19 protein-coding genes are annotated in these 24221 nt (G+C 67.8%); 6 read left to right on the top strand and 13 right to left on the bottom strand.

All coding sequences use genetic code 11. The annotated features are described in order from the left end of the window. Positions 1 to 79: 79 nt before the first annotated feature. On the bottom strand, positions 80 to 1123 hold the full coding sequence (locus tag C507_RS0108520) for an MBL fold metallo-hydrolase (RefSeq protein WP_018699260.1): 1044 nt from the start codon (positions 1121 to 1123) through the stop codon (positions 80 to 82). Positions 1124 to 1264: 141 nt separating this feature from the next. Continuing rightward, the gene (locus C507_RS0108515; RefSeq protein ID WP_018699259.1) at positions 1265 to 1984 is read right to left on the bottom strand and encodes an aspartate/glutamate racemase family protein; all 720 of its coding nucleotides are present in this window, start codon (positions 1982 to 1984) and stop codon (positions 1265 to 1267) included. 234 nt (positions 1985 to 2218) lie between these two features. Between C507_RS0108515 and C507_RS0108510 the strand changes: the two genes are divergently transcribed. Together C507_RS0108510 and C507_RS0108505 are read left to right on the top strand one after the other, a co-directional pair. Beyond that, a complete protein-coding gene (locus C507_RS0108510) occupies positions 2219 to 2686 on the top strand; it encodes an Lrp/AsnC family transcriptional regulator (protein ID WP_026318948.1) in 468 nt (155 codons plus the stop codon). 158 nt (positions 2687 to 2844) lie between these two features. Further along, the gene (locus C507_RS0108505; protein ID WP_018699257.1) at positions 2845 to 5145 is read left to right on the top strand and encodes a xanthine dehydrogenase family protein molybdopterin-binding subunit; all 2301 of its coding nucleotides are present in this window, start codon (positions 2845 to 2847) and stop codon (positions 5143 to 5145) included. A gap of 24 nt (positions 5146 to 5169) precedes the next feature. Here C507_RS0108505 and C507_RS0108500 read toward each other — a convergent pair whose 3' ends face one another. From C507_RS0108500 to C507_RS20795, 9 genes are all read right to left on the bottom strand, one after another. Further along, the gene (locus tag C507_RS0108500) at positions 5170 to 6702 is read right to left on the bottom strand and encodes a class I adenylate-forming enzyme family protein (RefSeq protein WP_018699256.1); all 1533 of its coding nucleotides are present in this window, start codon (positions 6700 to 6702) and stop codon (positions 5170 to 5172) included. 10 nt (positions 6703 to 6712) lie between these two features. Continuing rightward, positions 6713 to 7477, bottom strand: coding sequence for an HpcH/HpaI aldolase family protein (locus C507_RS0108495; RefSeq protein WP_018699255.1), 765 nt, complete (start codon positions 7475 to 7477; stop codon positions 6713 to 6715). Between the two features lie 26 nt (positions 7478 to 7503). Next, on the bottom strand, positions 7504 to 9048 hold the full coding sequence (locus tag C507_RS0108490) for a hydantoinase B/oxoprolinase family protein (RefSeq protein WP_018699254.1): 1545 nt from the start codon (positions 9046 to 9048) through the stop codon (positions 7504 to 7506). 1 nt (position 9049) lies between these two features. Continuing rightward, positions 9050 to 11128 carry a hydantoinase/oxoprolinase family protein gene (locus C507_RS0108485; RefSeq protein ID WP_018699253.1) on the bottom strand — a complete coding sequence of 693 codons (2079 nt, stop codon included), beginning with the start codon at positions 11126 to 11128 and terminating at the stop codon, positions 9050 to 9052. After that, a complete protein-coding gene (locus tag C507_RS0108480; protein WP_018699252.1) occupies positions 11125 to 11907 on the bottom strand; it encodes an IclR family transcriptional regulator in 783 nt (260 codons plus the stop codon). Before C507_RS0108480 ends, C507_RS0108485 begins: the two co-directional genes overlap by 4 nt. Before the next feature lie 10 nt (positions 11908 to 11917). Continuing rightward, on the bottom strand, positions 11918 to 13195 hold the full coding sequence (locus C507_RS0108475) for a TRAP transporter large permease (RefSeq protein WP_018699251.1): 1278 nt from the start codon (positions 13193 to 13195) through the stop codon (positions 11918 to 11920). Next, positions 13192 to 13761 (bottom strand): TRAP transporter small permease, encoded by a 570-nt coding sequence (locus tag C507_RS0108470; RefSeq protein WP_018699250.1) that lies wholly within the window; start codon positions 13759 to 13761, stop codon positions 13192 to 13194. The genes C507_RS0108475 and C507_RS0108470 overlap by 4 nt, the downstream gene beginning before the upstream one ends. A gap of 89 nt (positions 13762 to 13850) precedes the next feature. Beyond that, complete coding sequence (locus tag C507_RS0108465) at positions 13851 to 14225, bottom strand: cupin domain-containing protein (RefSeq protein ID WP_018699249.1); 375 nt, start codon at positions 14223 to 14225, stop codon at positions 13851 to 13853. Between the two features lies 1 nt (position 14226). Beyond that, positions 14227 to 15204: a TRAP transporter substrate-binding protein gene (locus C507_RS20795; RefSeq protein ID WP_018699248.1), complete on the bottom strand. Its 978-nt coding sequence runs from the start codon at positions 15202 to 15204 to the stop codon at positions 14227 to 14229. A gap of 301 nt (positions 15205 to 15505) precedes the next feature. Between C507_RS20795 and nspC the strand changes: the two genes are divergently transcribed. From nspC to C507_RS20790, 4 genes are all read left to right on the top strand, one after another. After that, positions 15506 to 16603, top strand: coding sequence for a carboxynorspermidine decarboxylase (gene nspC, locus C507_RS0108455; protein ID WP_018699247.1), 1098 nt, complete (start codon positions 15506 to 15508; stop codon positions 16601 to 16603). 36 nt (positions 16604 to 16639) lie between these two features. Beyond that, a complete protein-coding gene (locus C507_RS0108450) occupies positions 16640 to 17881 on the top strand; it encodes a saccharopine dehydrogenase family protein (protein ID WP_018699246.1) in 1242 nt (413 codons plus the stop codon). A gap of 169 nt (positions 17882 to 18050) precedes the next feature. Next, positions 18051 to 19109, top strand: coding sequence for an aldose epimerase family protein (locus C507_RS0108445; protein ID WP_018699245.1), 1059 nt, complete (start codon positions 18051 to 18053; stop codon positions 19107 to 19109). 145 nt (positions 19110 to 19254) lie between these two features. After that, on the top strand, positions 19255 to 20010 hold the full coding sequence (locus C507_RS20790; protein ID WP_018699244.1) for a TetR/AcrR family transcriptional regulator: 756 nt from the start codon (positions 19255 to 19257) through the stop codon (positions 20008 to 20010). On the opposite strand, the gene C507_RS0108435 is transcribed toward C507_RS20790, so the two are convergent. Together C507_RS0108435 and C507_RS22325 are read right to left on the bottom strand one after the other, a co-directional pair. Then, the gene (locus C507_RS0108435) at positions 19995 to 22205 is read right to left on the bottom strand and encodes a GGDEF/EAL domain-containing response regulator (protein ID WP_018699243.1); all 2211 of its coding nucleotides are present in this window, start codon (positions 22203 to 22205) and stop codon (positions 19995 to 19997) included. The genes C507_RS20790 and C507_RS0108435 overlap by 16 nt on opposite strands. Then, complete coding sequence (locus tag C507_RS22325) at positions 22189 to 24039, bottom strand: sensor histidine kinase (protein ID WP_018699242.1); 1851 nt, start codon at positions 24037 to 24039, stop codon at positions 22189 to 22191. The genes C507_RS0108435 and C507_RS22325 overlap by 17 nt, the downstream gene beginning before the upstream one ends. Between the last annotated feature and the right edge of the window lie 182 nt (positions 24040 to 24221).

Raw genomic sequence — 24221 nt, 5'->3', positions numbered from 1 at the left:
TGCCGGAGAAATGCGGCCCGGAAGGTGACCTCTACGAGGTGGAGCGCGACCGCACCGGCCGGCGGCGCTTTTTCGTGGGCTATTTGGCCAGCACGCAGGCAACCCCGCCGTTGCGCTCGATCCAGGCGAGCTCGCCGCGCCGGATCAGCCGGTTCACGTGGGCATGGGTCTCGCTGAAGGCGAACGAGAGCTGATGCGGGTCGAGCGGCCGCTGAAACACCACCGGCACCAGCTCGGCCACCGACTTCGGCCCGTCGGCGCAGGCCTCGGTGATCATCCGGCACCGGTCCTCGTGGTGGTTGACGATCTGCCGGCAGCGCTCCGCGAGCCCGTAGAACGGAAGCTCGTGGCCCGGCAGCACCAGCGTGTCCTCCGGCACGTGCGATTCCAGCGTCCGGGTGGTGCGCAGATAATGGCCCAGCGGGTCGCCGTCCGGATCCACCGCCCAGACGCTGATGTTCGGCGTGATGCGCGCGATCACCTGGTCGGCGGCCAACAGGATCTTCTCCTCCGGCAGGTAGAGCATGATTTGCTCCGGCGCATGACCGTCGCCGGAATAGACGCGGAACTGGCGCCCGCCGATGGTCAGCGTGTCGCCGGAGAGCAGCCGCAGGAAGGTCGGCGGCAACGGCGCCACCATCTGCAGATACTGGTGCCCCTGGGTGGAGACCATTTGCGCCGTTTCGGCATCCATGCCGTGACGCAGGTAGAAATCGCGATAGGGCTTGGCCTCCGCCGCGCCCGGCGTCAGCGAGATGACGTTGCACATCAGGAACGACGTCTGGCTGGTCAGGAGCGGAATGCCGAACTCCGCGCACAGCCAGCCGGCGAGCCCGATATGATCGGGGTGGAAATGGGTGACGATGAGCCTCGTCAGAGGCTGGCCGGCGAGCGGGCCGTTGAGCAGCGCGCCCCACGCCTCCCGCGTCACGTCGTCGGAAATGCCGGTGTCCACCACCGCCCAGCCATCGCCGTCCGCGATCAGGTAGATGTTGACGTGGTCGAGCCGGAAGGGGAGCGGAAAACGCACCCAGAGAATGCCCGGGGCAACCTCCACCGGAACGCCCGGCTCGGGAGCCTCGGGCCAGGGGAAGCGCAGCGCGTCCTGTTCGTTGTGCATCATTCTGCCCGCCTCCCACAAATCGTCGGACCGCGGCACCCGTCGTCCCGCGGAGCCCGTACGGTGCCACGACTTAGACCAGATCGAAGCAGGCGCGCAAAGCCTCTCGCCTGCATGCGGTAGCCACGCGCAGGACGCTGCCGGTCACGCAGCGGCGATGGTCGCCGCGTCACCGCCGAGCGCGAAGTCGATGGCCGCCCGGGCATGCAGGACGGTGGAATCGAAGGCGGGCAGAGCCACGTCCGAGGGCGACAGCAGAAGCCCGACCTCGGTGCAGCCGAAGATCACGCTGTCGGCGCCGTCCGCCGCCGCCCGTTCGCTCAACGCCACGAACGCGCGCCGGGACCCCTCGTCGACGCGTCCCTTGCAGAGCTCGTCGAAGATCACGTCATGCACGAGGCTCCGCCCGGCCGCATCCGGAACCATCGGCTCCAGGCCGTGGCGTCTGCGCATGCGGCCGACATAGAAGTCCTCTTCCATCGTGTAGCGGGTGGCCAGCACCAGTGGCCGCTGGCACTCGGCCGCGGCCACCGCTTCTGCGACCACGTCGATGATGTTGATGAGCGGAACCGACATTGCCGCCTGCACCTCGTCGGCCAACAGATGCATGGTGTTGGTGCAGATCATGAGACAATCCGCGCCAGCCGCCTCCAACCCGGTGCCGATCTGCGTGAGCATTCGCCCGGCCGCCTCCCAGTCGCCGGCCTTCTGCAGGGCGACGACCGTCTCGAAATCGACCGACCGCAGCAGAATGTCAGCGGAATGCAGGCCGCCCAGACGGTCGCGAACACCCTCGTTCAGGAGGCGGTAGTAGACCGCCGTGCTTTCCCAGCTCATCCCGCCGATCAGGCCGATCGTGCGCATAGCGTCTCTCCTTCGCCGTCGCCGGACTGAATTCGGTCCGGCTCATGGGCGCACCCTACGCCCGCCGGGATGACAACGGACACCAATCCACTCCAAGAATACCGCAAGACCGGATCATATCGTTCTATTTCTTTCCCATATCATGCAATCTGATGCTACTTTCAAAGTCAGACGAATTTCCTGCCGCCTGGCGGCCGGGCGACCTCCCGCACCTGAATGAAAGGAACGGCCATGCTGGACGCCATCGACTGCAAGATCCTGGAGATCCTCCAGCAGGACGCCATGGTGCCTGTGGCGACGCTGGCTGAAAAGGTGGGGCTGTCGTCCACCCCGTGCTGGCGCCGGGTGCGCAAGCTGGAGGACGAGGGCCTGATCAGCCGCCGGGTGGCGCTGGTGAACCGGCGCAAGGCCAACGTGCCGATGACGGTGTTCGTCGGCGTGAAGGCACCGCGCCACGAGGCCGAATGGCTGGACGGCTTCCGGGCGATGATCGCCGACGTGCCGGAGATCGTCGAGGCGTGGCGCCTGACCGGCGAGACCGACTATCTGCTGCGCATCGTCGTGCCGGACGTGGACACCTACGACGCCGTCTACCAGCGCATGATCAAGAAGCTCGAATTCTCCGACATGAGCGCCTCGATCGCCATGGAAGAGCTGAAATTCACCACCGCGATCCCCACCAAGTACATTCCGACGAAGTAGGGATCGCGAAAATATCCGGCCGGAAGCGCCGCTGTGCCTGTATTAGGAAGGCACCGCCCGCTTGCCGTGCCGGAACCGGCTTGCGCGGACGGGGACCAGCCCGCATTCTGGCCGGCCCGTTCGCCCGTATCGCTGTTTCTCCAGGTTTCTGACAGACCATGACCGAGACATTCGGACGCTTCGAAGGCCGTCTGGAAGATGGGCCGCTCGTCACCGGCGCCGGCCGCTACACCGGCGACATTCGGCTCGACGGCGAGGCGTCGCTGGTGCTCCTGCGCTCGCCGGTGGCGTTCGGCCGCATCGCCACCCTCGATGTCGCCGCCGCGCGCGAGGCCCCCGGCGTCCTGGCGGTCCTGACGGCGAACGATCTGCCGCCGGAGACCGGTGTCTTCATGCCGAACCTCGTCTACGAGGCGCCGGGCGGCGGCCAGATGCACATTCCGCCCTACCGGCCGCTCGCCGAGGGCATGGTGCGCTATGTCGGCGACATGGTGGCCGCCGTGGTCGCAGAAACCCGCGACCTCGCCGAGGATGCCCTGGAGCTGATCGAGTTCGACATCGAGGACCTCGATCCCGTCGTCGATCCCGTCACGGCGAAGCAGGACGGGGCGCCGCTGGTCTGGCCAGACTGCCCGAACAACATCTGCTTCCGCGTGGTCAAGGGAGACCCCGACGCGGTCCGGTCCGCCATCGATGCCGCGCCGCACGTGGTCCGCGAGCGCTTCGAGATAACCCGCGTCACCGCCGCCCCGATGGAGGTGCGCGGCTGCCTGGGCGCCTGGGATCCGGACGCCGGCCGCTACACGCTCTATGTCGGCACCCAGGCCGCCCATCGTCTCGGCGAGGGCGTCGCCAAGGTCATGAACATCGACAAGGACCGCATCCACGTCGTGGCCCACGACACGGGCGGTTCCTTCGGCATGAAGAACTCCGCCTACCCGGAATACCCGGTCGTGCTCGCCGCGGCGCGTCAGACCGGCCGGCCGGTGCGCTGGGATCCGGCGCGCACCGAGTCGCTCCTTGCCGACAGCCATTCGCGCGAGCAGATCGTCGAGGCCGCGCTGGCGCTGGACGAGGACGGCACCTTTCTCGCCCTCGAGATGACCTCGTCGGCCAATCTCGGTGCCTATCTCGCGCCGATGACCCCGCATCCGATGGTCGCCAATGTCGGCTCGCTGTCCGGCGTCTACCGCACGCCGCAGATTGCCGCGACCGTCGACGGCGTCTTCACCAACACCCAGAACATGTCGCCCTATCGCGGCGCCGGCCGGCCCGAGGCGATCTACCTGATCGAACGGCTGATCGACCTCGCCGCCCGACGGCTCGACCGGGATCCGGTGGAGCTGCGCCGGCGCAACATGATCCCGGCCGAGCGGATGCCCTACGACACCGGCTTCGTCTTCACTTACGACAGCGGCGACTTCCCCGCCCTGATGGACGAAACGCTGGCGCTGGCCGACTGGTCGGGGTTCGAGGCCAGGCGCGCCGAGGCCGCCACGCGCGGCCGGATGCGCGGCATCGGACTGGCCTACGCCATCGAGATCGCCGGCGGGCCACAGCCCTCGCCCATGCTGGAGTTCGCCAAGATCCGCGTCGAGGCGGACGGCTCCGTCTCGCTCGCGCTCGGCTGCGGCGACAGCGGCATGGGCCATCGCACCACCTACGCCACGCTCCTTTCGGAGCGCATCGGCGTGGCGCCTCAGGACATCCGCTACCTGGCCAGCGACACCGACCTGGTGGAGCGCGGCATCGGCTCGTTCGGCTCGCGCACCACCAGCGCGGCGAGCACGGCGATGGTCCGTGCCTTCGACGTCCTGGTGGAGAGCGCCCGGGCGAAGGCCGCCGACGAGCTCGAGGTTTCGCCGGAGGACGTCGAGTTTGCCGACGGCGCCTTCACCATCGTCGGCACCGATCGACGCATCACCCTGCCGGATCTCGCGCGGCAGACGGGCGAAGACTTCGAGGGCGAGAATTTCTCCGCCACCGACGACGCCACGTTCCCCAACGGCTGCCATGTCTGCGAGGTGGAGGTGGACCCGGAGACCGGCCAGGTCGAGCTGGTGCGCTACACCGTGATCGATGACGTCGGCACCGTCTTCAATAAGAAGCTCGTCGAAGGCCAGCTCCATGGCGGCATCGTCCAGGGCGCCGGCCAGGCGCTCATGGAGCGCATGGTCTATCAGGACGGGTCCGGCCAGCCGCTGACCGCCTCCTTCCAGGACTACGCGATGCCGCGCGCCGGCGAGTTCCCCATGTTCACCGTGGCGACCCACCCGGTCCCCTCGCCGCGCAACGCGCTGGGCGCCAAGGGCGCCGGCGAGGCCGGTGTCGTGGGTTCGATCCCGGCGATGATCAACGCCGTGGTCGATGCCCTCTCGCCGCTCGGCATCGATCATATCGACATGCCGGTCTCGCCGGATCGCGTCTGGAAGGCGATCCGGGACGCCCGCGCCCGGTAGGAGCGGCTCCCTCCGCCGCCCTCGCTACCCGACCGGCGCGTCGGCGAGCCGCTTGCGGAGCTCCGTCTTCAGGACCTTGCCGTAGTTGTTCTTCGGCAGCTCATCGACGAAGTGATAGGCCTTCGGCCGCTTGAAGCGGGCGATCGCCTCGCGGCAGTGCGCGTCGAGGGCCGCCGGATCCGCCGCATCACCGTCCGCCGCCACCACGAAGGCGACCACGTCCTCGCCCCATTCCGCGCTCGGCCGCCCGACGACGGAGACCTCCGCGACGGCGGCGTGGCGCAGCAGCACTTCCTCCACCTCGCGCGGGTAGATATTTGTGCCGCCGGAGATGATGACGTCCTTGGACCGGTCCATCAGCGTCAGGTAGCCGTCGGCATCCATGGCGCCCACGTCGCCGGTCCACAGCCAGTCGTCGCGCAGGGACTCCGCCGTCGCCGCCGGGTTCCGCCAGTAGCCCGCCATGACGCTGGGACCGCGCACCAGGATTTCGCCACTCTTGCCCGACGGCAGCGTCCGCCCGTCCTCGTCCGCGACACGCACCTCCACGCACGATTGCGCCCGCCCCACCGACCCGAGCCGCTCGCGCCAGCGCGGGTGCGCACGGTCGGCCACCTCGGTGCGCGACAGCGCGGTGATGGTCATCGGCGTCTCGCCCTGGCCGTAGATCTGCACGAAGCGCTCGCCCAGCGCGGCCACCGCCTCCTCGATGTCGGCGACGTACATGGGCCCGCCGCCATAGACGATGGTGCGGATGCCCGTCCCGTCGTGGCCCACCGCCTTCGCGTGGGAGACCAGCCGGCGGACCATGGTCGGCGCGGCGAACATCGACAGGCTGCCCACCGAGCCGGCGAGTTCCAGGATCTCCGCCGGATCAAAGCCGCCGGAGACGGGCACCACGTGCCGGCTGCCGCGCAGCACGTGCATGAAATTGTAGAGCCCCGCCCCGTGCGACATGGGCGCGGCATAGAGCGCGGCATCCTCCGCCAGCACCTCGTCGACATCGACGAAATAGGCGAACGTCATCGCCTGCAGGTTGGCGACGGTCAGCATCACCCCCTTCGGCCGGCCCGTCGTGCCGGAGGTGTAGAAGAGCCAGGCGAGCGCGTCGGAGTGGACGGGCTCCAGCGCCTCCATCGGCGCGTGTTCCAGAAGCGTACGGTGATCGTCGCCGGCGAGGTCGATGAGCCGCACCCGCCCCTCGCCCAGCATGCCACGCGTCGCCTCGTCCGGCCGGGAGGCGGCAACGAGGCCGGCGCCGCAATCCTCCAGGATGAAGGCCGCCTCGCGCGGATGGAGCTTGTGGTTGATGGGCACCGCCACCGCGCCGGCCCACCAGATCCCGTAGAGAAGCTCCAGGTACGCGGGCGCGTTCTCCATGAACAGCGCCACCCGGTCGCCGGGCTGGATGCCGTGGGCCTGGCGCAGGCCGGTGGCGATCCGCGCGGCGCGCCGGGCAAAGTCGGCATAGGTCGCGACCACCGTGGCGCCGTGCATCAGGGCCGGCGCGTCGGGCACGCGGCGCGCGGTGCGCACCAGCCATTCGGCGAGGTTCATGCCGTCCTCCTCAGCCCGCGTCGGGGCCAGCGAGCGCCGCTCCGGCGCCGGCCTTCAGGAACGCCTGGTCGGTTCCGACGACGAAGAGCGTCGCGCCGTCCCGATCCCAGACCGCAGCCTCCTTCATGGATCCGACGAACATGCCGGTGCGCGCATGTCCCTCGGCCGCGACCGAGAGCACCCGCGACGCCAGTGCCGCGATCTCCGGATCGCGCGGATCGGTCCGGCCGCAGGCGACCGCCAGGTCGACGGGACCGACGAACAGCGCGTCGACGCCGTCGACCGAAGCGATCTCCGAGGCCGCAGCTGCCGCGTCCGGATCCTCGATCTGGCAGACGAACACGGCTTCCTCCGCTGCCCGTTCCAGGTGCCCGGCGATCCCGCGCGCGCCATAGCCGGCCGCCGGCACCGAGGGCGAGAAGCCCCGCCCGCCGGGACCGTAGCGCATGGCCGTGGCGATCCGCTCCGCGTCCGCCACCGAGGTCACGTGCGGCGCCATGATACCGGCCGCGCCGCTGTCGAGCACCGAGCCGATCCATTCCGGCGAGGCCACCGGCACCCGCACCAGCATGGCGATCCCGGCGGCCCGCGCCGCGAGCAGGCAGAGATCGACGGTCTCGCGGCCCATCGCCGTGTGTTCGGCGTCGAGCACCAGGACATCGAACCCGGCCCGGCCGAGGATCTCCACGACTGCCGGGCTCGGCGTCTTCACGAACGTGCCGATGATCCTCTCGCCGCCGACGAGGCGCCGGCGGAAGGCCGCGTTGATCTCCATGGGTCAGGCTCCGCGTGGGTTGCGCATCAGGCTCCGAAGCCGCCGCCGCCGGGCGTCACCATGAACACCTCGTCGTCGGGCTGCATTTCCATCTTGCGGGTGTCGAGCACCGGCTTGCCGTTGATCTCGAAGCGCCCGGCGGTGCCGTCCTCGCCACCGGCAAGCCCCTCCGGCGCGTTCTTGAGCCGGCTCGGGATGGTGTTGAGCAGCCACGGATGCGTGGTGCGCATCCGGTAGCCGATGCGCTGGCCGTCGCCGCCCGGCTGCCGGCCCTTGCCGCCGGACCCGCGCTCCAGCTCCTTGCAGGTGAAGGCGATCGGATAGGACGCCTCCAGCACCTCCACCGGCACCGCGGCCACGCCCGTCGGATAGCAGATGGCCGACAGGCCCGGCTTCTCCGCCCGCGCGCCCATGCCACCGGAATAGTTGAACATGGAGCTGGTGAACGGCCGGCCCTCGGCGTCCTTGCCCTGGATCTGGATGGTCCAGACCGCGCCGGAGCCTTCCGCCACCACCCGGTCCGGCACCACCTCCGACAGCGCCTTCAGGATCGGGAACGGCACGTACATGCCGACCACGTGCCGGGCGTTCACCGGCGAGGGATACTTGGCGTTGACGATGCACTCGTCGGGCAGCTTCAGCTTGATCGGCGCCAGGCTGCCGGCGTTGTTCGGCAGGTCCGGGTTGAGCGTCGAGCGCACCGCGAAGGTGGCGTAGGCATGGGTGTAGGCCGGCACCACGTTGATGCCCGAACCGCTCGGCCCCGAGGAGCCCTCGAAGTCGATGGTGATCTCGCCCGCGTTCGGATCGACGGTGACCGCGGTCTTCAGCGTGATGGTCTGGCCGCCGGGCACGTCGAAGGTGGAGGCACCGTGATAGGTGCCGTGCGGCAGCTTCGAGATCGCCTCGCGCATGGCCGTTTCGGAGCGCTTGATGATCTCGTCGGACAGCTCGGAGATGTCGTCGAGCCCGTAGCGGTCGCAGAGCGCGTTGAGCCGCTCCGCAGCGATCAGGCCGCTGGAAACCTGGGCGCCCAGGTCGCCGAGCAGCGCGTCCGGGGTCCGCACGTTGCGCTTGATGATGGCAAACAGCGTCTCGTTCGGCTTGCCCGCCTCGTAGAGCTTGGTGACCGGGATCCAGAGCCCTTCCTCGTGGATGTCCCGGGCGCCGGAGCCGATGCCGTAGCCGCCGATGTCGGTGTGGTGGATGGTGGAGCCGGCGTAGCCGATCAGCTTGTCGCCGCGGAAGATCGGCGACAGCACCGTGATGTCGAAGAAGTGGCCGGCCGACATCCACGGATCGTTGGTGATCAGCACGTCGCCGGGCTTCAGCTCGTTGACGTCGATGTGGCCGAGCAGGTTGCGGGCCGCGGCGGCGAGCGAGTTGATGTGTCCGGGCGTGCCGGTCACCGCCTGGGCGACCATGCGGGCGTCGGCATCGAAGAGGCCGTTCGCCAGGTCGCCCGCCTCGCGCACGATCGGGCTGAAGGCGATGCGCTGCAGGGCACGGGCCTGCTCCGACACGATGCCGATCATGTTGCTCCAGAGGATCTGAAGTTCAACGCCGTCCATATCAGCGGCCTCCCTTTGCTTTGGTGGCAACCAGGCTGCCGGTTTCGTGCAGGCCGAGGGTCCAGCCCTCCAGAATGAAGATGGTGGTCTCGCGCTCCTCGATGATCGCCGGGCCCTCGACCCGGTCGGCCATCGTCAGCGCCTTGCGCTGGTAGACCGGCACTTCGCACGGCTCGCCGCGCAGGTGCACGGTGCGGGAGTGCGCCTCGGCACCGCCCCCGTCGGCAGCGGCGGCCGCGGTTGCGCGCTCCGGCTTGCGGCCGCTCCCGGTCACCCGCCAGTTCACCACCTCGATGGCGATGTCGTCGAGCTTGAGCCCGTACTGGGCCTCGTACTCCGCCTCGTAGAGGGCGCGGATGGCGGCGGCGTCGCGCGCCTGGCGCGGGTCGCCCGGCAGGTCGATCCGGAGTTCCGACTGCTGGCCGAGATAGCGTATGTCGACGGCGAAGGTGAACTGCAGGTCCTCCTCGCGGATGCCGGCTTCCCTGAGCGCCTCGGCGCTCTCCTCGATCATCGACTGCAGCGTCGCGTCCACCGCGTCCCAGTCCAGCGCCTCAAGCAGACAGACCAGGCTGCGCACCAGGTCGATCTGCGCCGGCGTCACCAGCGTGCCGAAGGCCGACAGCACGCTCGCCAGCGGCGGGTAGATGATGGTGTCGCCGTCGACCAGTTCCGCCACCATGCAGGCGTGCACCGGACCCGCACCGCCGAAGGCCAGCATCGGCAGGCCGCGATAGTCGATGCCCCGGTCGGTGGCATGGGTGCGGGTAGCGGCCGCCATCTGCTCGCACACCACCTCGAACACGCCCCAGGCCGCCTTCTCCGCCGACAGGCCCAGCTTTTTGCCGAGCGCGCCGAGGGCTGCGCGGGCGCCATCGGCGTCCAGCGTCATGTCGCCGCCCAGGAACCGGTCGGGATCGATGATGCCGAGCACCACGTCGGCGTCGGTGACGCACGGGTTCTCGCCGCCGCGCCCGTAGCAGACCGGCCCGGGAATGGAGCCGGCGCTCTCCGGCCCGGTCTTCAGGAGCCCGAGCGCGTCGATGGAGGCGATGGAGCCGCCGCCGGCGCCGATCTCGATCATGTCGATGGAGGGCACGGTGATCGGCATGCCGCTGCCCGGCTTGAACCGGTAGCGCCGGTCCACCTCGAAGGTGCCGGTCACCAGCGGCTCGTGGTCCTGGATCATGCAGGCCTTGGCCGTGGTGCCGCCCATGTCGAAGGAGATCAGGTCCTTGATGCCGAACAGCCGCGAGAAGTAGCAGGCGACCAGCGCGCCGGCGGCCGGACCGGATTCGATCATCCGCACCGGGAAGCGGCCGGCCCGTTCAGCGCCGATGACGCCGCCGTTCGATAGCATGATCAGCGGCTGCTGGGAGAAGCCGCGCGCGTCCAGTTCTTTCGTCAGCGCGGTGAGATAGGGCCGGGTGATCGGCACCGTGTAGGCGTTGATCGCGACGGTGGAGGTGCGGAGATACTCGCGCATCTGCGGCGCAATCTCGCTGGAGAGCGAGACGAAGATCTCCGGCGCCTCTTCCGCGAAGATGGCCCGCACGGCGTCCTCGTTGGCGCCGTTGCGGTAGGCGTTGAGCAGGCACACGGCGACCGAGGCCACACCCGCCTCGCGGCATGCCGCGATGATCGCCTTCACCTCGTCCCGGTCGACGCCCTTCTCCACCGTGCCGTCCGCGTAGGTCCGCTCGTCCAGCGTGTAGGTCCGCTCCGACGGGATCAGCGGCTCCGCGAACTCGATCTGCGGGTCGTACATGTCGTAGCGGTGCTCGTCGCGAATGTAGAGAATGTCGCGAAAGCCCTGCGTCAGCACCAGCGCCACCGGCGGGCCCTTGCGCTCGATGAGCGCGTTGGTGACCACCGTGGTCGCGTGCACCACCACGTCGTCGATGTCGGCGGGGCCGAGACCGGCCCGGCCGAGCACCAGGTCGACGCCCCGGAAGAAGCCTTCCAGCAGATTTCCGTGGGTGGTCAGCGTCTTGTCGACGAAGCTGCGTCCGTCGGAGGCGAGCAGCACGGCGTCGGTGAACGTCCCGCCGATGTCAATTGCGAGGGAAAATCGCGTCATCCAAAATACTCCGTGCAACCCAGGCTGACTGAAATGGTCCGACCGGCCCCAAGGACCGCCGAGATCTGCGTATCGACCGGCTCCGGCCGGATGGTTTCCACCGGACCGGCGATGTTGATGGACCCGACGAGGGTGTGGCTGGCGTCCAGGATCGGAGCGGACACCGCGTTCACGCCGGGCAGAACCTCCGAGGGCGCCACGGCCCATCCCCGCGCGCGGACCGTTGCGACCTCGCGCTCCAGAGCGTCGAGATCGGTAATGGTCTTCGCCGTGTAGGCGTGCAGGGCCGCGCCGCGCACCACGGACCAGAGCCGGGCCGGGCCGAAGGCCAGCGCCAGCTTGCCCTGGGCGGAGGCATGGAAATCGAGGAGCGCACCCGGCTTGGTGACGATCTGCACCGGTGATTCCATGCGGACGATGTCGATCACCCGCATCCCGCGTTCTTCCAGCACCGACAGCGTGACCGTCTGGCCGGTGGCGTCGCGCAGGCGGATCATCTCCGGCCGCGCCACGGTGATCAGTTCGGTGCCGTCGGCGATGGCCTGGCCGAGATGGTAGAGCTTGAGGGTGAGCCGGTAGCGTTCCGTGTCCGGGTCCTGCGCCACGTAGCCGATGGCCACCAGCGTCTGCAGGAACCGGTAGACCCGCGCCTTCGGCATGCCGAGCTGGCGGGCGATGTCGGTGAGCCGCATTCCCTCCCCGGCCGCCGCCATCTCCTCGATAATGCGGAACGCCACTTGGGTGGACTGGTTGGCGGTCTTGTCGATGCCCTCTGCCATGCCGTCCTCCTCAGTGTCCGAACAGGGCGGGAAGGGTGAGCGACAGGGCGGGCACCAGCCCGACAAGTGCCAGCACCACGATGCAGATGCCGATCAGCGGCAGCGCCGCCCGGCTTACCTGGTCCAGCGGCACCCGCCCGATGGCGGAGACGATGAACAGGCACAGCCCGACCGGCGGCGTGATCATGCCGATCATCAGGTTGAAAACGATCATCACGCCGAACTGCACCGGATCGAGGCCGATCACCGGGCCGAGCTGATTGAGGATCGGCATGGCCAGGATCAGCGCCGCCAGCGGCTCCAGGAAGAAGCCGAGGATCAGGAGGATGATGTTCAGCAGGATGAGCAGCAGCAGCGGCGAATCCGTCAGCCCGACGAGCGCGCCGGCGATGGACTGCGGGATGTTCTCGATGCCGAGGATGAACGACGTCATCGAGGCCATCGCCACCACCAGCATGACGCCGGCCGACATGGTCGCCGTCTCGTAGAAGGAGTTGACGATCTGCCGGGGCTTCAGCGAGCGGTAGATCACCGTGCCCACCAAGAGCGCGTAGATCGCAGCCACCGCGGCCGCTTCCGTCGGCGTGAACACGCCGGAGCGGATGCCACCGACGATGATGACGGGAAGCAACAGCGCCGGCAGGGCCCGGACAACGGCGCCGGCACGCTCGGACTTCGGCATCATCGGCGGCAGCGGATGATCCTCGCGCCGCGCCTTCCACAGCGCGTAGGTGACCAGCAGGCCGCAGAGCAGGAAGGCGGGCACGATGCCGGCCAGGAACAGGTCGGCGATGGAGGTGCCGGTGAGCACGCCGTAAAGGATCAGCGACAGGGACGGCGGCACAAGCGGGCCGAGCAACGATCCCGTCGCTGTCAGCGCCGCGGCGTAGGCCGGAGAGTAGCCGTCGCGGCGCATGGCCGGGATCATCACGCTGCCCAGCGCCGAGGCCTCCGCCGTGGCGGCACCCGAGACACCGGAGAACATCATGCTGGCGATGACGTTGACGGCGGCGAGCCCGCCCTTCACCCGGCCCACCAGGATCTGCGCGAAGCGCACGATCTGCTGGGTGAGGTTCGCGGCGTTCATCAGGTTACCGGCGAGGATGAAGAACGGAATCGTCAGCAGGACGAAGTTGTCGATGCCCGCGATCATCTTCTGCGGGAACGCCATCAAGAGCATCAGCTGGTCGTTCGCCACCAGGTAGACCAGAGAGGCCAGCCCCAGCGAGAAGGCGATCGGGATGCCGAGAACGAGGAAGGCGAAAAAGGCGAGGAGGTAGAGGGTCATTCCGACAGGCCCTCCGGCGCCAGGGGCCTGAGATCGTCGATGCTGCCGCCGCGCGCCCACAGGACGGCGTAGTGAGCGACGTCGACGAGGAGACGGATCGCCAGGAGCCCCATGCCGATGGGCAGCGCCATGTAGACCCAGTAGACCCGGGGCACGGTACCCGGGCCCCAGCCGAATGTGTCCTCGAACAGGAAGCGGAAGGCGGGGATCGGCTGCGACCCGACCATGTCGGCGAAGCGCAGCCCGTATCGCACCAGCATCAGGCACAGGAGAGCCGACACGAGGTTGGCGAGGATCGCCAGCGCCAGCGCCGGTCGCCTCGGCAGGCTGTCGCGCAGCAGCGTCATGGCCGCCAGTTCGCCGCGCTCATAGGCGAAGACGCCGGCGATCAGCGACACCCAGATCAGCAGATAGCGGCAGACCTCTTCCGCCCAGATCAGCGAGGCGTTGAAGGAATAGCGCATCACGATTTGCAGCCCCATCACCGTTAGGAGGACGGCGATGAGCAGGACCAGAAGGGCCTTCATGGCCGTCTGGTAGACGCTGCGCAGACCTGCGAATGCCATCGGTGCGACCCCAGTTTTCGGCCGAGCGGGACCTGGCCGCCCGGCTTGGCCGGACGGAGCGAAAGATGCCTTGAGCGACCCTTTTCGGATCAGTCGGCGAAGTCGTTTTCCTGGTAGGCGGTCAGGTGGCGGTAGTCGTCCCGGACCGGCGCGAACACGTCGAGATTGACGGCCACCTCGTCGCCGATCGGCTCCCCGCAGTGCATCACGTCGGGGGGAATGCGGACGACCTCGCCCGCACCGACCTCGACCACGTCCTCGCCGATGGTGAATTTCACCCGGCCGGCGAGGATGTAGGCGAGCTGTTCGAAGGGATGCGAGTGCGGGCGGACTTCCATCCCCGGCTGAAGCCAGTTCATCACCATGAGGGCGTTGTCGCCGCGAAAGGCCGTCCGGGACACGCCCGGGCGCACTTCCTCACGCGGGAGCGTGTCCCACTTGTAGACGTTGGTCCGCCCGGCCATCTCACTGCCCCTTGATCTGGTCGTAGAACTTCTGGATGAGCGGGTCCTTTGTCAGCCACTCGTCCACGACCGGCTGGGTCTTGGCCTGCATCGCCGACAGATCCTCCAGCTCGCCGATCTCCACGCCCTGCTCTTCCAGGAATGCGGCGGTTTCGGCCTCCTGGGCGGCGGCGATGGCATACTGCTCCTGGGTCGCCTCGCGGCCCGCCTCGGCCACGGCGGCCTTGAGGTCGTCCGGCAGCTTGTTCCAGGCCGCGCCCGACAGCATGATCACGCCCGGCCAGAAATAGTGGCCGGTGAGCGTGGCGTGCTTGGCCGGCTCGAAGAGGCTTTCCGACTGGATGGAGGAAAGGTTGATCTCCACCGCGTCAATGGTGCCGGTCTCCAGCGCCGAGTAGACCTCGCCGTAGGCCATGCCGATCGGATTGACGCCGACGGCTTCCCAGGTGGCCTTGTGCAGCGGGATCGGCACGATGCGGGTCTTCAGGCCGGCGAAATCGTCGATGGTGCCGACCTGCTTGTCCTTGGCCAGGAAGTGGCGCTGGCCGGCCTCGATGTAGCCGAGACCCTTGATCTGCTTGGCGTCGAGCGTGTCGAGGAGCTCCTGCCCGATGGGCGACCCCAGCGCGCCGGCCATCTCCTCGTAGGTGGACACCACGAAAGGCAGTTGCAGCGCGTCGAACGACGAGGCGCCAATCACCAGCGGCAGCACCGGAGCCGACACCAGTGCGCCGTCGATGACGCCGATCTGCAGGCCTTCGAGAAGCTGCTTGTCGTCGCCGAGCTGGCGATCGCCATAGACCTCGATCTTCACTTGGCCATCGGTCTTCTCGTCGACCTTCTCCGCGAAGATCTCCAGACCCGTGTGGAACAGGTGCTTGGACGAGGCCGCATGGCCCATTTTGAAGGTGTGGTCCTGGGCATAGGCCGGGCCGGCCAGAATCAGGGCCGCCCCCGCAAGCGCGAGCAATCGCCGCATAGTCGTCTCCTCCGGTTTTGTTTCATTATTCAAAACTCGATATTGATAATTGAAACACCCCTGTCGGCGTTGTCAATTCCCTTTGATCCCGCGGCGGCCGAGGCCCGGAAAAATCGCGGCTCGTCAGGCACTTCGGGCGGCCGGACGCAGGCATGAAACACCGGTATGCGGCGCCGCGGGTTGTCCGGCGCGCGCGCTTTTGCTTAAGACGCAGGTCCGCGGGCAAGCGCCCGTCACCCGGACGACACCTTTGTCGCACAGTGTCGCCGCCCGAAATCGAACCGACCGGACCCGCCGCTCGATGCTCCGCACGCCCTACTATCTGATCGACAAGGCCGCCCTCCTGAAGAACATGGAGGTGATGGACCGTGTCCGGACGCTGTCCGGCGCGAAGACGCTGCTCGCCCTGAAGTGCTTCGCCACCTGGTGCGTGTTCGACCTGATGCGCGAGCACATGGACGGAACCACGTCCTCGTCCCTCTACGAGGTGCGCCTGGGACGGGAGAAGTTCGGGGGCGAGACCCACGCCTACAGCGTCGCCTACGCCGACGACGAGATCGACGAGGTCGTCTCCCACGCCGACAAGATCATCTTCAATTCCGTCGGCCAGCTGGAGCGCTTCGAGAGCCGCTCCGCCGGCATCGTGCGCGGCCTGCGCCTTAACCCGCGCGTCTCCTCGTCCTCGTTCGACCTGGCGGACCCGGCGCGGCCGTTCAGCCGGCTGGGCGAATGGGACCCGGAGCGCGTGTCGACCGTCATCGACCGCATCAGCGGCTTCATGATCCACAACAACTGCGAGAACGCCGACTTCGCCCTGTTCGACCGGATGCTCGGCGACATCGAGGAGCGCTTCGGCGCGCTGCTGGCGCAGGTCGAATGGGTCAGCCTCGGCGGCGGCATCCACTTCACCGGCAAGGATTATCCGGTGGAGGCGTTTGCCGCCCGGCTGAAGGCCTTTGCCGAGCGCTATGGCGTGCAGGTCTACCTGGAGCCCGGCGAGGCCGCAATCACCGGCACCACGACGCTCGAGGTCACCGTTCTCGACACGCTGACCAACGAGAAGGACCTGGCCATCGTGGACTCCTCCATTGAGGCCCACATGCTCGACCTCCTCATCTACCGCGAGACCGCCAAGGTGGCCCCGAACGAGGGCCCGCACAGCTACATGGTCTGCGGCAAGTCGTGCCTGGCCGGCGACGTGTTCGGCGAGTTCCGCTTTCCCGAGAAGCTGAAGATCGGCGACCGGATCTCCATCCGCGACGCCGCCGGCTACACGATGGTCAAGAAGAACTGGTTCAACGGCGTGCGCATGCCCTCCATCGCGGTGCGCGAGCTCGACGGCAGCGAACGCCTGGTCCGCGCCTTCGACTACGCGGACTTCGAGACGAATCTTTCCTGAAGCCTAGGCTGACCAACGACGGAGCAATTCCCCGCAATGAAAAAGAACGTCCTCATCATCGGCGCCGGCGGCGTGGCCCAGGTGGTGGCGCACAAGTGCGCCCAGAACAACGACGTGCTGGGGGACATTCACATTGCCTCCCGCACCGTCGACAAGTGCCGGGAAATCATCGCCACCGTGCATGACAAGAAGGCGCTGAAGGCGGAGGGCATCCTGGAGGCCCATGCCCTCGACGCCCGCGACGTGGCGGCGACCACCGCGCTCATCGAGAAGACCGGCGCGCAGATCGTCATCAATGTCGGCACCGCCTTCATCAACATGCCGGTCATGTCGGCCTGCATCGCCACCGGCGCGGCCTACATCGATACCGCCATCCACGAGGATCCGCTGAAGATCTGCGAGACGCCGCCGTGGTACGCCAACTACGAGTGGAAGCGCCGCGAGGAGTGCGAGAAGGCCGGCGTCACCGCGGTGCTCGGCGCCGGCTTCGATCCGGGCGTCGTCAACGCCTACGCCGCGCTCGCCCGCGACGACTATTTCGACACCATCGACGAGATCGACATCGTCGACGTCAACGCCGGCAACCACGGCCGCTACTTCGCTACCAACTTCGACCCGGAGATCAACTTCCGCGAATTCACCGGCGTCGTGTACTCGTGGCAGAACAACGCCTGGCAGACCAACCAGATGTTCGAGGTCCGCCACGACTGGGACCTGCCGGTGGTCGGCAAGCAGACCACCTACATGAGCGGCCACGACGAGCTGCACTCGCTGTCCCAGACCATGGGCGTGCCGACCATCCGCTTCTGGATGGGCTTCGGCGAGCGCTACATCACCGTGTTCACCGTGCTGAAGAATCTCGGCCTCCTGTCGGAGCAGCCGGTGACGCTGGCCGACGGCCAGGACGTGGTGCCGCTGAAGGTGGTGAAGGCGGTGCTGCCGGATCCCAAGTCGCTGGCGCCCGACTACACCGGCAAGACCTGCATCGGCGACGTCGTCAAGGGCACCAAGGACGGCAAGCCGCGCGAGGTGTTCATCTACAACGTCGCCGACCACGCCGAGGCCTACCAGGAGGTCGGCAGCCAGGGCATCTCCTACACCGCGGGCGTGCCGCCGGTGGCCGCCGCCATGCTGATCGCCAGCGGCGAGTGGGACGTGAAGAAGATGGCCAACGTCGAGGAGCTGCCGCCGCAGCCCTTCCTGTCGGTGCTGGCGAAGATCGGCCTGCCCACCTGGGTGCGCGAGGACGGCGAGGACACCGCGATCTATCCCGGCTGATCGGCACCTGCCGCACCAGCAAGTCCAGACCGGCCCGGGCCGATCCCCTGTCGGCCCGGGCTTTTCTTTGTCGCCCCGCCCAATCGACCGTGGCCGCCCGCGCGTGCTAGCTCATCTCGGGATACGGGTGGCGGACCGGCCGCCCTCCCCTCGCCAGACCGGACGCTTCATGACCGCCGAGCGCCGCCCTTTCGAGACCCTCCCCAACGGCACCGACATCGAGGCCGTCGACCTGGCGCGCGACGGCATCGCCGTCACCGTCGTCAGCCAGGGCGCGGCCATGGCGCGCCTGCGGGCGCCGGACCGCTCGGGCGTGATGGGCGACATCGTCCGGGGCTTCCACGATGCGCAGAGCCGCGCCTGCCGCCCGCCGGTTTCCGGCGCCACGGTCGGGCGCTACGCCAACCGGATCGGCAGCGCGTCTTTCGTCCTCGACGGGCACCGCCACACCCTCACTGCCAACAAGGGTCCGCACTGCCTGCACGGCGGCCCGGACGCATATCATACCCGGCCGTGGCGGCTCGAGGCCGCCGGCGACACCCCCCATCCGTTCGCGACCTTCGCGCTGACCTCGCCGGACGGCGACGGCGGCTTTCCCGGCCGCCTGGAGGTGACCGCCACCTACGCCCTCACCGGCCCCGGCGAACTGACCATGACCTGCGAGGCCCGGACCGACCGGCCCACCGTCGTCAGCCTGACCAACCACGCCTTCTTCAACCTCGCCGGCGGCGGACCGATCAACGACCACCGCCTGCAGGTCGCGGCCGAGGCGTTCCTGCCCCTCGACGCCACGCAGCTCCCCACCGGAGAGATCCGTCCGGTCGACGGAACCCGCTTCGACCTGCGCCGGCCGACCGGCCTCGCCGACGCGGTCGCCGGCAGCGACGACCCGCAGCTTCTTCAAGAGCGCGGCTTCGACCACTGCTTCGTGCTGCACCGGGACACGTCCCTGTCCCAGCCCCGCTTCGCCGCCCGCGCCTTCGACCCGCACTCTGGCCGCGTCCTCGAGCTCCTCACCACCGCGCCAGGCCTGCAGGTCTACACCGGCGCGATCCTGGCGGTGGACGAGGACGGCACGGCGCGGCCGATCGCGCTGTCCGACGGCTTCTGCCTCGAACCCCAGGCCTTCCCCGACGCCCCCAACCGGCCCGAGTTTCCTTCCACTCGCATCACGCCCGGGCATCCCTTTCGGCAGGTAACGGTCTACCGCGTCTCTTCCGCCCCATAGGACACGCGTGCCGCTCCATGCATCGTGATCCACTCCCGGATTGCCCTGTGCCCCGTTCTGGGGTTCAACAGGCGAAACGGCTGGGGGAAGGTGTCGCGCGCTGGCTGTCGCGCGCGCCGTGAGTGTGCAGGAGTTGTCCCGACCAATGTCCGTCGTACCGGGCGTTGCCCGAAAAGCCCCGCCGCGCCGCGCGCCGGAGGGCGCCGGCCTGTCCCGCGACAAGATCGTCGCCGCATCGATGAAGCTCATCGACGAGCAGGGGCTGGAGGCCTTCAGCCTCCGCGCGGTGGCCAAGGCGCTGGGGGTCTATCCAACCGCCCTCTACTGGCACGTTCCGAGCCGCAACGAGCTGGTCGTCGAGATCATCACAGACGTGCTGGCGGAGATGATGCCGCCGCGCGAGCTGGCCTGGGAACCGTGGCTGCGCGAGCTGTTGCAGCGCTATCGATCCATCATCCGCCGTCATCCGAACGTGGCACCGCTCATCGGCGTGCAGCTCGTCTCCAACGCCAGCGTCGATCTCACCCTGCTGGAAACCACCCTGGAGAAGCTGCACGAAGCGGGCTTCGAGGGTGAGCGCCTGGTCGCCGCCTACAATGCGGTGTTTGGCACCCTGGTCGGCTTCGTCACCCAGGAGTTCGCCATGGTGCTGACCGACGATGTTGACAGCTGGACCGCGCGGATGGGCGATCTCGTTGCGCGGATCGACCCGCAGACCCACCCCATGCTCGCCGCCCACAAGGAGCTGATGCTCAACCGATCCTTCATCCTGCGCTGGCAGAACGGCGCCGCCGCGCCGCTGGACGCCGGCTTCGAGTTCTATTGCGAACTCCTGGTTGCCGGCCTCAAGGGCCTTGCCGCCGCCGGCGGCGACGGCTCCACGCGTCAGATGCTGACCTGACGTCCGAACGTGGCGTTGAACTGGTCGATCGGCGTCGGGTGGCCGAACAGGTAGCCTTGGCCGAGACGGCAGCCGAGGAACAGAAGCGCTTCGCGCTGCTCCTCCGTTTCGATGCCCTCGGCCACGCAATCGACGCCGAGCGCCTCGGTCATGGTCAGGATGATGGCGGCGAGGCTGCGCCGGGCCGAATGCACCTCCAGCGTATCCACGAAACTTCGATCGATCTTCAGGATATCGATGGGCAGCAGGCTGAACTGTCTCAGCGAGGAGTATCCGGTGCCAAAATCGTCCATGGCGATCCGGTAGCCGGCGGAGTGTAGCGTCTCGATCTCTTCCGCCGCCCGCGCGGCGTCCTCCATTGCCACGCCCTCGGTCACCTCGAACCGGATGTCGTCCGGCTTCAGGCCCAGCTCGGCTATCTCTTGCAGCGTCCAGGCTGCGAAGCCGGGACGGTTGAGGTCCGCCATCGACAGGTTCACCGCGACCGGTATGGCGTCGAAACCGTCTCCCCCGCTCTCGCGCCAGGCCACGATCTGCTCGAGCACCAGCCCGGTCAGGGCCCGGGTCAGTCCCGCTGCTTCTGCAATCGGAATGAACTCTTCGGGTGAAACAAGCTCTCCACCGAAGCGCCAGCGCGACAGCGCTTCCGCTGCGACGACCCTGCCGCTGGTCAGTTCGACGATGGGCTGAAGATAAACCTCTAGGCCGGTCTTGCTATTGAGAGCCTGCTTGAGGGCGATCTGGAGGGCTTGCTTGCGCTCCATCTCCCTCTGCATCTCAGGACCGCAGATGACAACTTCGTTGGGACGCGACTGACGCACGTGGACGAGCGCCGTGGTCGCCATGCGAAGCGCGTCGACAGGATCCTCGGGCAGGTCCGAGAGCTCCACGATCGCGGTGGTCGCTGTCGGCATGAACTCGATTTCGTCGATCAGATAGGGCGTTGCGAAGGTTCGGGTGACCAAATCCGGCACGAGCGTCTCGCGGGGGGCGATGACGCCGAACGTGCCCCGGCCGATCAGCGTGACGGTCGCCGCTCCCATCAGCTCGGAAATCCGTCCGTAGACCTCGCGCAGCAGCCGGTTGGCCATCTGGGCGCCATAGGTGGCGATCGTCGACGGAAATCCGCTCAACGTGATCATGGCGACGCGCTTCCCGGCCCCGTCCGAGGCGATCTCGCGGGCAAGCCCGGCCTCGAAGGCGCTGGCGTTCGGTATGCCGACGATCGGATCGGTGAACGCGAGCCGGTTCATCTCTTCGGTGAGCGCAAGGTTCTCGAAAGCGATCGAGATGTTGGTACAGAACACCCGTAGCAGATCCAGGTCCGCGTCCTCGCGGCCGGCGCGCGCCTGCAGGACGGCGCACAACTTGCTGCCGGACTCGCTTGTGAACAGCAGCACCATGTAGCCATCGCGGAAAAGCGGCTCGGATTGCTGACGCGCCGCCGCGATCAGGCTGCGGATTTCGGCCGGCAGCGCATCGATTTCCTTGCCGATGAGCGGGGCGAAGTCGCCCATGGCGCTGACGATTACCTGATTGGTCGTTTTCCGGCCTTCGACGCACACGAAGCCGGACGAATGGGTTCGCATCAGGGCTCCCACCTGGGCCAGGACGCCCTGGGAGAACACCTCCATGTTGGTGCGCTTGAACAGCTGGGTCGAACTGTCGATCACCATCTGCAGCCCTTGCCGGCTGCGCGACAGGGTGCGCAACTGGTCGTAGGCACGGATCGCCGCGGTAAGGACCGAAATCAGCCGAACCCGGGTCAGTTCGTCCTTGGTCCGATAATCGTCGATCTCATAGTGGGTGATGACCGAAAGCTCGGGTGCATAGCCCGGATAGCCCGTGCGCAGCACGATGCGCAGTTCGTCATAGCCGAGCTCGCGGAGTTTGCGGACGAGCTCAAGCCCGGCATCCGGGGTTTCCATCACGACGTCGATGAAAGCCACCGCGACGTCGGCGTACCGGACCATCGCCGCCAGAGCTTCCTCCTCGGATCGGGCGTAGACCACCTCCAAAGAGCGTCCAAGAATGGTCGTGTGGCGCAACGCAAACTCGGTGGCTTCGAGCACGTCGGGATCGTCGTCGACGACCAGAATCCGCCAGGTCGGCGCAATCGCAGCCCCGTCTTCGACACCATCGGCGCCGGCCGTCGCGGCATTCCGGGTCAACTCGGTCTCAATTTCGACGGACATCGTACTCGCTCAGCTGATTGCCGGTCTTCAGGGTGGGAGCCTGCCTCGGCAGTCGAACGACGACCGACGTTCCGGCTCCCGGCCTGCTGGTCACCGCGATTTCCCCTCCCAGGATCCCGGTCACGATCCTGTGGACGATTGCCATCCCCATCCCGCTGCCGTCGGCACCCAGCCGGGTGGTGAAGAAGGGATCGAAAATTCGCTTCGAGACGGCCGGCGCCATGCCCTTGCCGGTGTCCCGCACGACGAGTTCAAAGAAACCGCCTGACAGTTCGCGGCAGGTGACTATGACGCGCCCCTGCTCGCCCGGAGCAAACGCGTGAATCCTCGCATTGGCGATCAGGTTCGACACCACCTGGCCCAGCGGTCCGGGATAGCTGTCGAGCGGGGTGGCGGCCCGGCCCTCGCATTCAAGCACGATGCCCGTCCCCCTGAACTGGGGGCTGTGAATGTGAACCATGTCGCGCAGGAAATCGTCGAGGCGGAACTCCCGCCGACGCTCGCCCACCTGATCGGTCGACACTTCTCTGAACTGTCGGACGATCTCGGCCGCTCGCGTCACGTTCTTGAGCACCAGCCCGGTGCCGTCGCGAATATCACGCATGGCCTCGTCCACCGACGCGGGCCGGCCGCTCGCGGCCATCTGCGCCTCCAGCTCATCGAGCCGCTCGGTCAGGGTGCTGGCCACCGTCTTGGCGTTGCCAAGCGGGGTGTTGAGCTCGTGGGCGACCCCGGCAACGATGCTCCCGAGCCCAGCCAGCCTGTCAGCACGCACAAGTTCGACCTCTGCCATCAAGCGGCGCTGCTCCGCCCGGCGCCTGGCCGTCAGCAGGCCCGCGACCAACCACGCAAGAATGCTCGAGAGAGTCAGAACCACGAGCGTCCGCGGCCAGCCGATCCACACCGGAGTGGTGACCTGGCCCGGCACGCCGGCCAGCAGGATCCAGCTTTCTGCCGCGAGATAAATGTCGAGGCCGGCGTGCGCCTGCGTCAGGACCTCCGCGGGCCGCACGGTGTCCACGATGTAGTCGGTGTCATCGACGGAAAACCCTCCGGAGCCGATGGCCTCGATGCGCCTCCACAGATCCGGGTCGCTCGATGCCAGGGAGGTGTCCTTACCGAACATGAAGCCCCAGCGGCGGTCCGGCGAGGCTCCCGCAAGCCAATAGCCGGCACCGTTCAGAAGGGCGACCGATCGGCCATCCGCGAACCGCAGTCGCTCCACAGTGTCGATCAGGAAGCCCGCATCGAGGTTCATCACCACCAGCGCGGCCGTGGTTCCGTCGGGGCCAGGAATGGGGGCCGCCAGCCGCAGCATCGGACGCCAGGGCGTTTCCACGACCCCGCGCTCGACGTTGAGGTCCAATTCGGACAGATAGACCCCGTTCGGCGGCAGGCCGACGGCGTCGCTGAAATAGTAGCGGGCGGATTTGTCCTGCAGCGCGCTGTCGTCGGCGGTCACGATCCGGCTGCCAACGCGATCGACGCGCACCGTCTCGCGACCGTCCAGGTTCATCACGCGAAGCTGCGCGATGGCCGGCTTTTCCGCCATGAACACCGAAAATTCTCGTTCCACGAGCGGGCGCACAGTCTCGTCGCCGTTCGCGAATTCCAGAACTGCCATGTCCTGGGCGATGACGCGAACGTTGCCAGCCTCAAGGCGGACGAAAGCCTGCACCTGCCGGGCGGCTTCCGCGACCGCTGCCGCCGCGGCCGAGTGATCGCGCGCCCTTTCAACGCGCTGGTCGGCCCAGACAACGAGGGCGGATGCAAGCCCGAACAAGCCGATGAATAGGAGAAAGGCCGGAACGAAGACGCGCAGGCTCGACGTCATTACAAATCCCGCACCACGGAGCCGCACGAGGCCGGTTGCCGGAAGACTGTCAGCGTAGCGTGCACCCATACCGACCGACCCTGCAGCACACCTATCGGAAGAAGTGTGCCCTTCCCCGTTTCACACCGTCAAATCGTGAACCCATACCAGCCCGCCTCAACCCGCTCCGGGGCCGCCCGCGG

It is taken from the genome of Amorphus coralli DSM 19760, from assembly GCF_000374525.1.
GTDB lineage: Bacteria > Pseudomonadota > Alphaproteobacteria > Rhizobiales > Amorphaceae > Amorphus > Amorphus coralli.
Note: the sequence above shows the minus strand (reverse complement) of the source record. Positions and strands in the feature narration are given on the sequence as shown.

What these genes read in the sequence shown, in the direction of transcription:
- C507_RS0108520 (WP_018699260.1), bottom strand. Translation starts at nt 1,123, where the DNA reads ATGATGCACAACGAACAGGACGCGCTGCGCTTCCCCTGGCCCGAGGCT.
- C507_RS0108515 (WP_018699259.1), bottom strand. Translation starts at nt 1,984, where the DNA reads ATGCGCACGATCGGCCTGATCGGCGGGATGAGCTGGGAAAGCACGGCG.
- C507_RS0108505 (WP_018699257.1), top strand. Translation starts at nt 2,845, where the DNA reads ATGACCGAGACATTCGGACGCTTCGAAGGCCGTCTGGAAGATGGGCCG.
- C507_RS0108500 (WP_018699256.1), bottom strand. Translation starts at nt 6,702, where the DNA reads ATGAACCTCGCCGAATGGCTGGTGCGCACCGCGCGCCGCGTGCCCGAC.
- C507_RS0108495 (WP_018699255.1), bottom strand. Translation starts at nt 7,477, where the DNA reads ATGGAGATCAACGCGGCCTTCCGCCGGCGCCTCGTCGGCGGCGAGAGG.
- C507_RS0108490 (WP_018699254.1), bottom strand. Translation starts at nt 9,048, where the DNA reads ATGGACGGCGTTGAACTTCAGATCCTCTGGAGCAACATGATCGGCATC.
- C507_RS0108485 (WP_018699253.1), bottom strand. Translation starts at nt 11,128, where the DNA reads ATGACGCGATTTTCCCTCGCAATTGACATCGGCGGGACGTTCACCGAC.
- C507_RS0108480 (WP_018699252.1), bottom strand. Translation starts at nt 11,907, where the DNA reads ATGGCAGAGGGCATCGACAAGACCGCCAACCAGTCCACCCAAGTGGCG.
- C507_RS0108475 (WP_018699251.1), bottom strand. Translation starts at nt 13,195, where the DNA reads ATGACCCTCTACCTCCTCGCCTTTTTCGCCTTCCTCGTTCTCGGCATC.
- C507_RS0108470 (WP_018699250.1), bottom strand. Translation starts at nt 13,761, where the DNA reads ATGGCATTCGCAGGTCTGCGCAGCGTCTACCAGACGGCCATGAAGGCC.
- C507_RS0108465 (WP_018699249.1), bottom strand. Translation starts at nt 14,225, where the DNA reads ATGGCCGGGCGGACCAACGTCTACAAGTGGGACACGCTCCCGCGTGAG.
- C507_RS20795 (WP_018699248.1), bottom strand. Translation starts at nt 15,204, where the DNA reads ATGCGGCGATTGCTCGCGCTTGCGGGGGCGGCCCTGATTCTGGCCGGC.
- nspC (WP_018699247.1), top strand. Translation starts at nt 15,506, where the DNA reads ATGCTCCGCACGCCCTACTATCTGATCGACAAGGCCGCCCTCCTGAAG.
- C507_RS0108450 (WP_018699246.1), top strand. Translation starts at nt 16,640, where the DNA reads ATGAAAAAGAACGTCCTCATCATCGGCGCCGGCGGCGTGGCCCAGGTG.
- C507_RS0108445 (WP_018699245.1), top strand. Translation starts at nt 18,051, where the DNA reads ATGACCGCCGAGCGCCGCCCTTTCGAGACCCTCCCCAACGGCACCGAC.
- C507_RS20790 (WP_018699244.1), top strand. Translation starts at nt 19,255, where the DNA reads ATGTCCGTCGTACCGGGCGTTGCCCGAAAAGCCCCGCCGCGCCGCGCG.
- C507_RS0108435 (WP_018699243.1), bottom strand. Translation starts at nt 22,205, where the DNA reads ATGTCCGTCGAAATTGAGACCGAGTTGACCCGGAATGCCGCGACGGCC.
- C507_RS22325 (WP_018699242.1), bottom strand. Translation starts at nt 24,039, where the DNA reads ATGACGTCGAGCCTGCGCGTCTTCGTTCCGGCCTTTCTCCTATTCATC.